Below are 8,620 nucleotides of genomic sequence, written 5' to 3'. Positions count from 1 at the left end.
GGCAATATGGCCGGCAAAGGCATGGACGTCATCAACCACCATAGTACGCCCCTCGCTGGCTGCGGTGCCACAAACACCTTGGCCCATGGGAATACGTATACAGGCTGGTTGCCCTTGAAACGGACCGAGGACAAGTTGCTCCTCTTTATAGAGGTAAAAACCCGCCCAATTGATATTTTCCAGGTTGTTAAATATCAAAGCACTTAAATTTGCCATATTGGCAATGATGTCTTTTTCGCCCTGCATTAAGCTTTTTGCTTGTGCCACAAGGCGAGTATATTCAGTACTGTTCAATTTTACCTCAGTATTTTTTCACTCAATGGTAAAGCGCACATCCACATGGGCTTCTATTTGTTGTTCGCCAGGTAACGCCGTTGAAAAGGTATCAGCCTTTGCTGCCATTTCCATTCGCATCACCGGCATAGGTGTATTGCTGTGACCTACAGAAACGGCAATCACTTTTCCAACCTTAACGCCCAGTTCATTGGCTAACAGTTCGGCTCGTAATTTTGCGTCTTTTACAGCATTTATCAAGGCTTTTTTATAGGCGTCGCTTTGTTCACTGGCGATAAATTGGAACCCTTGAATACGATCGATGCCCAGTGCTAATGCTCCATCAATGATTTTGTCGTAGTTTTCAATATTTTTATCGGTAATCTTTATTTGCCGACTAAGGATAAAGCCCGCCTGTTTGCGCCCTTCAGACGTGGACTCATAATAGGGATTAAGATTTACCTGCATGGTTTGAATATGCGTTTTTTCAATACCACTTTCTAACAGAAATGCCAGCACCTTTTGCATTTTTCCTTGCATATCGGTGTTAAGTTGGGAAACCGTGCTGCCCTTTTGCTCCATCACAAAGGTCAGGCTGTACGCATCAGGCACCACGCTGACAATGCCTTTTCCGGATACGGCGATTGATGGGGTGTCTGTTTGTGCAAACCCCGGTGCAGCCATCAATAAGGTCAAAATAGCGGTTATACGAACTAGGTACTTAACGTGCATAGGTGTTTTCCTTCATCGGCGTTGAGGTGCTCCATTATGCAGTGGCAAACTGAACAGCAGATGAATTAAGCATGAATGTTTAACCGAAAAACCAATAGCTTACGAGTATTGCGGCAATGATACCCGCAAGATCAGCAGCGAGACAGCAAGCCACGGCATAACGTGAATGCTTAATGCCCACTGCCCCTAAATAGACGGCAAGGACATAAAAGGTCGTTTCTGTGGACCCTTGCAATACAGAAGCTAGGCGACCGGCAAAAGAGTCAGCGCCGTGATGCTGCATGGTTTCAATCATTAAAGCCCTTGCACCGCTTCCGCTTAACGGTTTCATAATGGCGGTGGGCAGACCTTCAACAAAGCGGGGATCTCCCCCAAAAAAGGTAACCATATAGCCAACGCCATTTACCACCATATCTAAAATACCACTTGCTCTTAACATGCCGATGGCGATGAGCATGGCGAGTAAGAAGGGGATAAGAGACACGGCCACATCAAACCCTTTTTTCGCACCATCAATAAAGAGTTCATAGGTATTTAAGCGTTTTCGCCAACCGGCAACCAGCACTACAACAATAAAGGTAAATAGCAGGAAGTTCGCGACAATGGCCGATTGGGAGGCCAGTTCTTTAGCGGCCAGGTTTGAAAAATACACAATGACGGCGCCGAGCAAACCAAAAATACCCACCAAATACAACAATACAACCCGGTTGAACAGGTTTACTTTTTGTACCAGACAGGTAATTAATAAACCGGCAAGGGTTGAGGCGCTGGTGGCGAGCAGAATAGGAATAAAAACATCCGTAGGCTGAGCAGCGCCCTGCTCTGCCCGGTATAAAAATACCGCAATGGGAAATAAAGTCACCGATGAGGTGTTCATAACGAGAAACAGGATCTGACTGTTGGTCAGGGTATCTTTGTTCGGCGTCAGCGTTTGCATATCCTGCATGGCTTTTATGCCAAAGGGGGTGGCGGCATTGTCCAAGCCCAGTACATTGGCAGACATATTCATGGTGATACTGCCTAAGGCGGGATGGTTGCGAGGAATATCGGGCATGATACGGCACAAAAAGGGAGCCAGTACCCGCGAGAACTTGGCTATCAGCCCGGCTTTTTCCGCGACTTCAAATATCCCTAACCAAAAAGCTAATACGCCAATCAGACCGATGGCAATATCAACACTTAATTGTGCCATACTGGTCACCGCTTGCATCACGGCTTGGAATCCGCCGGGATTATGACCGAAAAATCCTTGCCAAACCGTGGCTAAAAATGCACAAACAATAAAAGATAACCAAATTCTATGAAGCATATATCGTAATTTTTTTTTAATTTGTGTCCGCAGTTTACCGGAAAATGATTTGCACGCGACGGCTTTTTTGACAAGGTACGATCAAGATAGGATGACAGACATTTACTGAAAGTTTTAAACCTTGCATAATTAAATGCAAGGTTTTAAGCTTGCTTTTATATTTGCAAGCATTTAACCTTGCTTAGGTGTGTGAACGAGGAGAACAGGAACATGCTAGCAGTATTGACCGGCGATCTGGTTAACTCGACAAAGCTGTCCGCTGAGGATTATAAGTACACAATATCAGCGTTTAGCGACTACCTTTCAACCATCAGTGGGAAAACACCCTGTGATTTTGCCTTGTATCGTGGTGATGGGTATCAAATAGTCTTCACCGATCCCCAATATGCCGTCGCTCACTTACTGCAAATTAAACTTTTCCTAAATAGTCAGCTAAATGATTTACAGGTGGACTGTACACAATCTCTCGCATACGGCGACGGCACCTACGTTAAAAATAAGCCGGGCATATCCTCGGGGGATGTTTTTATTCGTTCTGGTCGACGTCTAGAAGAGGCTAAAAGTGGTGAATTTACTTTAAGCATGCCCAATGAACAGCGCCAGCAAGGCGTTGAGATCATGTGTCAGCAATTAAGCTATATTATTAATCGGCTAAGCAAGCGACAACGGAGACTGCTATACCAGTACCTCAGTCTCGATTTTCCCCTTCATCAGGTATTGGCCGATAGTGAAGGCACAACAAGACAAAATATCAGTGAACGTCTGCGTGCAGCCGGTGCGGATTTACTTAAACCCTTTATTTGTTACATTAACCAGCATATGAAAAAGTAGAGTCACCTATGACCATTTTCCTGTTACTTCTTGCCGCCCATTTTATTGGTGATTTTTACCTTCAGCCCGACAAATGGATCAGGTGTCGTCATCAGCACGGGCTCAAATCTCCTGCCCTGTATTTCCATGCAGGGGTACATTGTGTTTTGGCTGTTGTGGTTTTGTACATAGCCGATGTTGGCTTAGATAACGGCTTAATGGCAGCGGCGGTCATTACCGTCAGCCACTTTTTAATCGACTGGATCAAGGCAGGAAAATACAGTCCTCTGGCTTTTGCTCTGGATCAGCTGGCCCATGTGGCGGTCATTATTCTTGTTAGTTTGGCGTTTCTTCCCTTACCCTTATGGGAGGTACTACAGCAATGCCTTACCAACATCAATGATGATAGTTTGTTATATATCGTGGCCTACCTGATTATTTTTAAACCCGCCAGCATTGTCATCGCCCAATTGTTGGCACAATATACTTCACAACTACAAGGCGCAGACGGCGATAGTCTGGGCAATGCCGGCAAATGGATCGGTTATGTGGAGCGTTTACTCGCGTTGTCATTTATTTTGGTTGATGAATATACCGGCCTTGGATTTTTAGTCGCCACAAAGACCGTTTTTCGGGTAGGCGATTTGTCACGCCAGCGGGATATGCGTTTAACGGAATATATGATGTTAGGGACACTGATGAGTTTTGCGGTTGCGCTGATTGTCGGTTGGGTAGTTGTCGCAGTAAGGCATTAACAGTAACCGGTTGTGCTACCGGTTACTGCAACCTGATAAATTAACGTAACACTTTAGCAAGACTGGCAACGCAGTGATCGATATTACGATCTTTACATGCATAGCCCATCAAACCAATACGCCATACTTTACCGGCGAGTGCGCCTAATCCGGCCCCAATTTCCAAATTAAAATCGTTTAGCAAACGACTACGTACTTCGGCATCATCAACACCATCGGGAATGCTTACGGCGTTTAGTTGGGGTAAACGGTAACTTTCGTCCACTGCCATAGACAAGCCAATTTTCGCTAATCCCTGAGCCAGTTTTTCATGGCCTTGCTGATGACGAGCCCAGGCATTTTCAAGCCCTTCTTCTTTAAGCATCACCAAAGATTCATGAAGCGCATAAATGCTGTTTACCGGTGCTGTATGGTGGTAAGCCCGTTTACCGCCCTGCCCCCAATAGCCAACAATCAGGTTCATATCTAAAAACCAGCTTTGCACAGGGTGTTTACGCTGCTGAATAACGTCAACGGCTTTATCACTGAAGGAAACAGGCGATAACCCAGGGACACAACTTAGGCATTTTTGCGAACCTGAATAGATTGCATCAATTCCCCAACCGTCGACGTCAACATCAATGCCGCCTAAAGACGTCACCGCATCAACAATGCTAAGGCAGTCGTATTGCTGTGCTAATGCACACAGCGCCTTGGCATCATTACGCACACCCGTTGAGGTTTCTGCGTGAACAAATGCCAGTACTTTTGCATCAGGATTCGCTTTTAACGCCGCTTCGACCTTGTTTAGATCCGTTTGCTGGCCCCAAGTATCTTCAATCACAACGGCTTGTGCGCCACAGCGTGTGACATTTTCCACCATGCGCTGACCAAAAACACCATTAATGCACACAATGGCTTTATCACCGGGTTCAAGCAAATTAACGAAACAGGCTTCCATCCCCGCCGAGCCAGGTGCAGAAATCGGCATTGTTAAGGCATTTTTGGTACGAAATGCATACTGTAACAGGGATTTTGTTTCATCCATTAATTCAATAAAAAGCGGATCAAGGTGACCCAGCGTAGAGCGGGACATAGCATTGAGGACGCGAGGTGCCACATCGGAAGGACCAGGCCCCATCAGCGTACGCTCAGGCGGAATAAATGTAGAATTAGCTGTCATTGAGATGTCCTTTAACTGCAAACAAAATGTAAAACCATTGTGACACTATCATCTTGATTGAACAATTACCCATTCCCGATATAAATAACATGAATGGTAAAGACAAGTTTTCATTCATCAAATAGTAGGTAATCAGTGACAACGAACTGGCATTAGACCACAAAAATGAACCTGGTCTGATCAGATATACCTCTTTGATTTTTAACAATTGATGCTATGATCACGTTAAGGTTTACGCGAAAAGACAAAATTTTTTCAAATTTTGTTTATTAAGTAGACGGTTTTGAACTATAGTTATTATCTAAGTGAGTTTTTAATACTGACTTATGAAAGTTAGCGCACGGCTCAGCAATGAGCCATTCCCCTAGGCCCAGAACGGAAGTTCTGGGCATTTTTTTTTGCCTCACTGAAAAATCAATTGCTGATTTTTCGCATTAGTCCTTCTTGCATGGTCGATGCCACCAACTCTCCTTTTTGATTAAATATTTGACCTTTTACAATCCCGCGGGCATTGCCGCTAAAGGGGCTGTCTGTCACATACAATAACCAATCGTTAAAGGCTACCGGTTTATGGAACCACATGGCATGATCAATGGTGGCAATACGCAAATTTGAATCTGTTATCGCTACGCCATGAGGTTGGAGCGAAGTGCTTAAAAAATGATAATCCGATGCGTAGGCCAATGATGCTTGATTGAGGATAACATTCTCACTTGGCATCATTTCACGGGCACGCATCCATATAAAACGTTGGGGATCCCGCTTAACGCCTGAAAATTGGTTGACGGCATCAATGGTGCGAATATCAATGGGCTTGTGGTAGCTCAATGCCTCTCTCATGGGACGGGCGAGTTTATCGTAATTCGCTTCATAAAATTCAATATCAGAGGTGACACTTTCAGGAGGAATCACATCGGGCATTTGCGCGAACTGATGCTCCATGCCTGGCTCAACAACTTGGAAAGACGCAGTCATAAAAAAGATGGTATTTCCTTCTTGAATCGCTTTGACACGACGGGTACAAAAACTTCTACCATCACGGACGACTTCTACGTCGTAAATAACCGGTTTTCTAGCATCGCCAGGCAACAAAAAATAGGAATGAAAGGAATGGACTATCCTACCGGCGAGCACCGTTTTATAGGCCGCAGCGAGTGCCTGTCCTAGCACTTGACCGCCAAACAACGCCCGGAATCCTAAATCCCAGCTCTGCCCCTGGTAAATACCAGTATCCACTGTGTCCAATGTCATTAATGATGCAAGCTTTACATCGGTCATCTTAGGTCGTTCTCTTCGTTTTAGTGTTATACGGATTTCGAGGATAGTATTTTTCGGGTGATTGGGCCCGATGCTCGAAATAACGGGTATTTTTATAGGGTAATTTCATAAATCCAGACAAGCCGATACCGGTAATATCAGGGATCGCCGTCACGAGTTCATCTAACAACGCCCTAAAATGTGCACATTGGGTATCATCAAGCAAGGTATAATAACTATGGATTTTCAAATGTGTCGGTAAAGCCTCAAAAATAACACATCCGGTGTGATGGATCTCGTTCAGTTGTTGCAAGATCCCAATCATACGACGAGGAAGTATTAACTGTTCATCGGGATCATCCCCATCTTCAAAATAAGAATGGGATCGCAATGTGTCTGATACCTGCCGGTTCGGCGAAACATCAAAAGGGATCATACAGTTTTTATCGGGTATAAAGGGGCGATGCTCATCTTCTCGTTCAATATGCAGGGTATCTTTGGCATTAAACAAACAACATTTAAAAACCCCCTTTCGATGAATGGCTCTTGCCAGGGCAATAACGTTATTGACCGCATGTTCAAATGCCCTCTTTAGCCCTTCATCATAAATATTTAAACTGGAGTCGACATAAATCCCATCGGGCATCCATCTTATGATCATGCCACCTACCACCGGATATCGTCCCAATCTTGAAACTGCGGCGAGAAAGCCTTTTTCGGTTTCGCCCATGCCCTGTAAATAGTTCTTATAATACCGGTCGAACTGGGCATCATCAATTTTATCTAACTGGGCATCGGTAGGCGCGTTTTCCCGTAAAAACGACTTTCTGGAGCTATACACCACAGTTTCAATATCTCTAGGCTCTAATGCCAGCCAACAAGGGATCAATGCTTTGGTTGTATTGGGCTCATCCTCACCAAACACCATGTTTTTAAACACATACAAATGATTAAAAAAATAATCCCCTCCCTGTCGTTGTTTGACTAGATCATCACTTAGCATGTAATCGAGCACATTTGCTAACATTTTAGGTAAACCTAATGATAAGGGGGTAATCACTTTTCGCCCAAAACGACTGGATTGGCCTGATGCTAAGGCATACAAGGTGCCCGCTAATCCCTGCTCATCAAAACGCGGCGAGGATAAGGCACCATTAAGCTGCTCTTCGCCGATAAAATACACATCGCCAAGACGGGCATTAGTTTGTTGCAGATCGCCAGACATGAGATCCATCACATTGTTTTCAATAAACTGTTGTTGACAATCTACCTGGGCAAAAACCGACGATCCCCAATCAATTAACCCCACGCATTCTTGTTGTTCATCCCACACCAGATTAGACGGTTTAATATCACCATGGACGATGGGCTTGGTATTCCCCCCTACTTCGTGGTTACGCAGCGCTAGTAATATGGCGCCCAGCTGCACGGCTATTTTGACAATAATCCGCGGAGGTAGCGGACCGGTTTGCAAGCTAACCTGCTCAAGATCTTGGCCTTTGGCCCGTTGCATCACCAGAATGGCTTGTTTACCAATATGCTGAAATTCAATTAACTTTGGCACATAGGGATGATTTGCCTGAGCAAGCATATACGCTTCTTCTTCTAAGCGTTCTTGTACGTGCCGTGGCAAATTAATGCGGGAAAACTTAAACACCTGCTCAGAGCCATTGGGGGCGATACCGGCAAACACAAAACCAAATGCCCCTTTGCCAATCAAGCAAACATTCTTGTAGCCCAAATTCACTAGCTGCTGGGTGCATAACTGCACCCAGTCTCGCAACTTTTGCGCATCTTTATGGGACAGAAGATAGACAGATTGATCCTCTGGTATATAAAAATGCTTAAGCTGCTTTGGATAACTCACCCATTTTCCTCACGCTTTACCCAGCTCACACGAAAATGGGCCTGTCCCGGTAAAATCTGACAAACTTCGTCAAGGGCTTCTTCCATCAATTTATCCAGTTGCCATGGCGGGTTGAGAACAAGAACACCAGAGCCATACATGCCTGTATCCTCGGCGGGATCAGCCACATGCAGTTCGCCAATAAATGCCGATTTCGCGGCGGCCTTAACGTTATCAATCAACCTTTCGCTGGCGCCGGCTTTCACCCCAGCTCTTTGGGATAACAAGGGGTACCACAATACCACCTGGGCATTTTTCCAGCGCTTGAATAAGTCATCAATGGCACCTTCTATTTCTTTGTACTCATCAAATCGTTCATAGGGAGGATCAATTAATACGGCACCGCGGTTTGGCTTAGGCGGTGTCATAGCAACTAATCCTTCTAGCCCATCGCGATGATGCACATGGGCGTTCCC

The 8,620-nt window shown here is 45.1% G+C and carries 9 protein-coding genes; 2 read left to right on the top strand and 7 right to left on the bottom strand.

The genetic code is table 11. The features are described 5' to 3' along the window. From V5298_RS16970 to V5298_RS16960, 3 genes are all read right to left on the bottom strand, one after another. A partial coding sequence (locus V5298_RS16970; RefSeq protein WP_416351195.1) for a GAF domain-containing protein occupies window positions 1–294 on the bottom strand: 294 nt, incomplete at its 3' end. An 18-nt stretch (window positions 295–312) separates the two neighbouring features. After that, window positions 313–1,005: an SIMPL domain-containing protein gene (locus tag V5298_RS16965; protein ID WP_332932620.1), complete on the bottom strand. Its 693-nt coding sequence runs from the start codon at window positions 1,003–1,005 to the stop codon at window positions 313–315. Window positions 1,006–1,084: 79 nt separating this feature from the next. Continuing rightward, window positions 1,085–2,314, bottom strand: coding sequence for a nucleoside recognition domain-containing protein (locus tag V5298_RS16960; protein WP_332932619.1), 1,230 nt, complete (start codon window positions 2,312–2,314; stop codon window positions 1,085–1,087). Window positions 2,315–2,524: 210 nt separating this feature from the next. On the opposite strand from V5298_RS16960, the gene V5298_RS16955 reads away from it, so the two are divergent. Then, a complete protein-coding gene (locus V5298_RS16955) occupies window positions 2,525–3,145 on the top strand; it encodes a hypothetical protein (protein WP_332932618.1) in 621 nt (206 codons plus the stop codon). A gap of 8 nt (window positions 3,146–3,153) precedes the next feature. Then, window positions 3,154–3,879: a DUF3307 domain-containing protein gene (locus tag V5298_RS16950; RefSeq protein ID WP_332932617.1), complete on the top strand. Its 726-nt coding sequence runs from the start codon at window positions 3,154–3,156 to the stop codon at window positions 3,877–3,879. 40 nt (window positions 3,880–3,919) lie between these two features. Here the strand turns inward: V5298_RS16950 and V5298_RS16945 are convergent, their stop codons facing one another. The 4 genes from V5298_RS16945 to rlmJ form a co-directional block, all read right to left on the bottom strand. Then, window positions 3,920–5,041 (bottom strand): alanine--glyoxylate aminotransferase family protein, encoded by a 1,122-nt coding sequence (locus V5298_RS16945; protein WP_332932616.1) that lies wholly within the window; start codon window positions 5,039–5,041, stop codon window positions 3,920–3,922. A 414-nt stretch (window positions 5,042–5,455) separates the two neighbouring features. After that, the gene (locus V5298_RS16940) at window positions 5,456–6,319 is read right to left on the bottom strand and encodes an acyl-CoA thioesterase II (RefSeq protein ID WP_332932615.1); all 864 of its coding nucleotides are present in this window, start codon (window positions 6,317–6,319) and stop codon (window positions 5,456–5,458) included. Window position 6,320: 1 nt separating this feature from the next. After that, window positions 6,321–8,165, bottom strand: coding sequence for a protein kinase domain-containing protein (locus V5298_RS16935; protein WP_332932614.1), 1,845 nt, complete (start codon window positions 8,163–8,165; stop codon window positions 6,321–6,323). Continuing rightward, a partial coding sequence (gene rlmJ, locus V5298_RS16930) for a 23S rRNA (adenine(2030)-N(6))-methyltransferase RlmJ (protein WP_332932613.1) occupies window positions 8,162–8,620 on the bottom strand: 459 nt, incomplete at its 5' end. The genes rlmJ and V5298_RS16935, both read right to left, overlap by 4 nt.

It is taken from the genome of Alteromonas sp. 14N.309.X.WAT.G.H12 (assembly GCF_036697315.1).
Lineage (GTDB): Bacteria > Pseudomonadota > Gammaproteobacteria > Enterobacterales > Alteromonadaceae > Alteromonas.
Note: the sequence above shows the minus strand (reverse complement) of the source record. Positions and strands in the feature narration are given on the sequence as shown.

What these genes read in the sequence shown, in the direction of transcription:
- V5298_RS16965 (WP_332932620.1), bottom strand. Translation starts at nt 1,005, where the DNA reads ATGCACGTTAAGTACCTAGTTCGTATAACCGCTATTTTGACCTTATTG.
- V5298_RS16960 (WP_332932619.1), bottom strand. Translation starts at nt 2,314, where the DNA reads ATGCTTCATAGAATTTGGTTATCTTTTATTGTTTGTGCATTTTTAGCC.
- V5298_RS16955 (WP_332932618.1), top strand. Translation starts at nt 2,525, where the DNA reads ATGCTAGCAGTATTGACCGGCGATCTGGTTAACTCGACAAAGCTGTCC.
- V5298_RS16950 (WP_332932617.1), top strand. Translation starts at nt 3,154, where the DNA reads ATGACCATTTTCCTGTTACTTCTTGCCGCCCATTTTATTGGTGATTTT.
- V5298_RS16945 (WP_332932616.1), bottom strand. Translation starts at nt 5,041, where the DNA reads ATGACAGCTAATTCTACATTTATTCCGCCTGAGCGTACGCTGATGGGG.
- V5298_RS16940 (WP_332932615.1), bottom strand. Translation starts at nt 6,319, where the DNA reads ATGACCGATGTAAAGCTTGCATCATTAATGACATTGGACACAGTGGAT.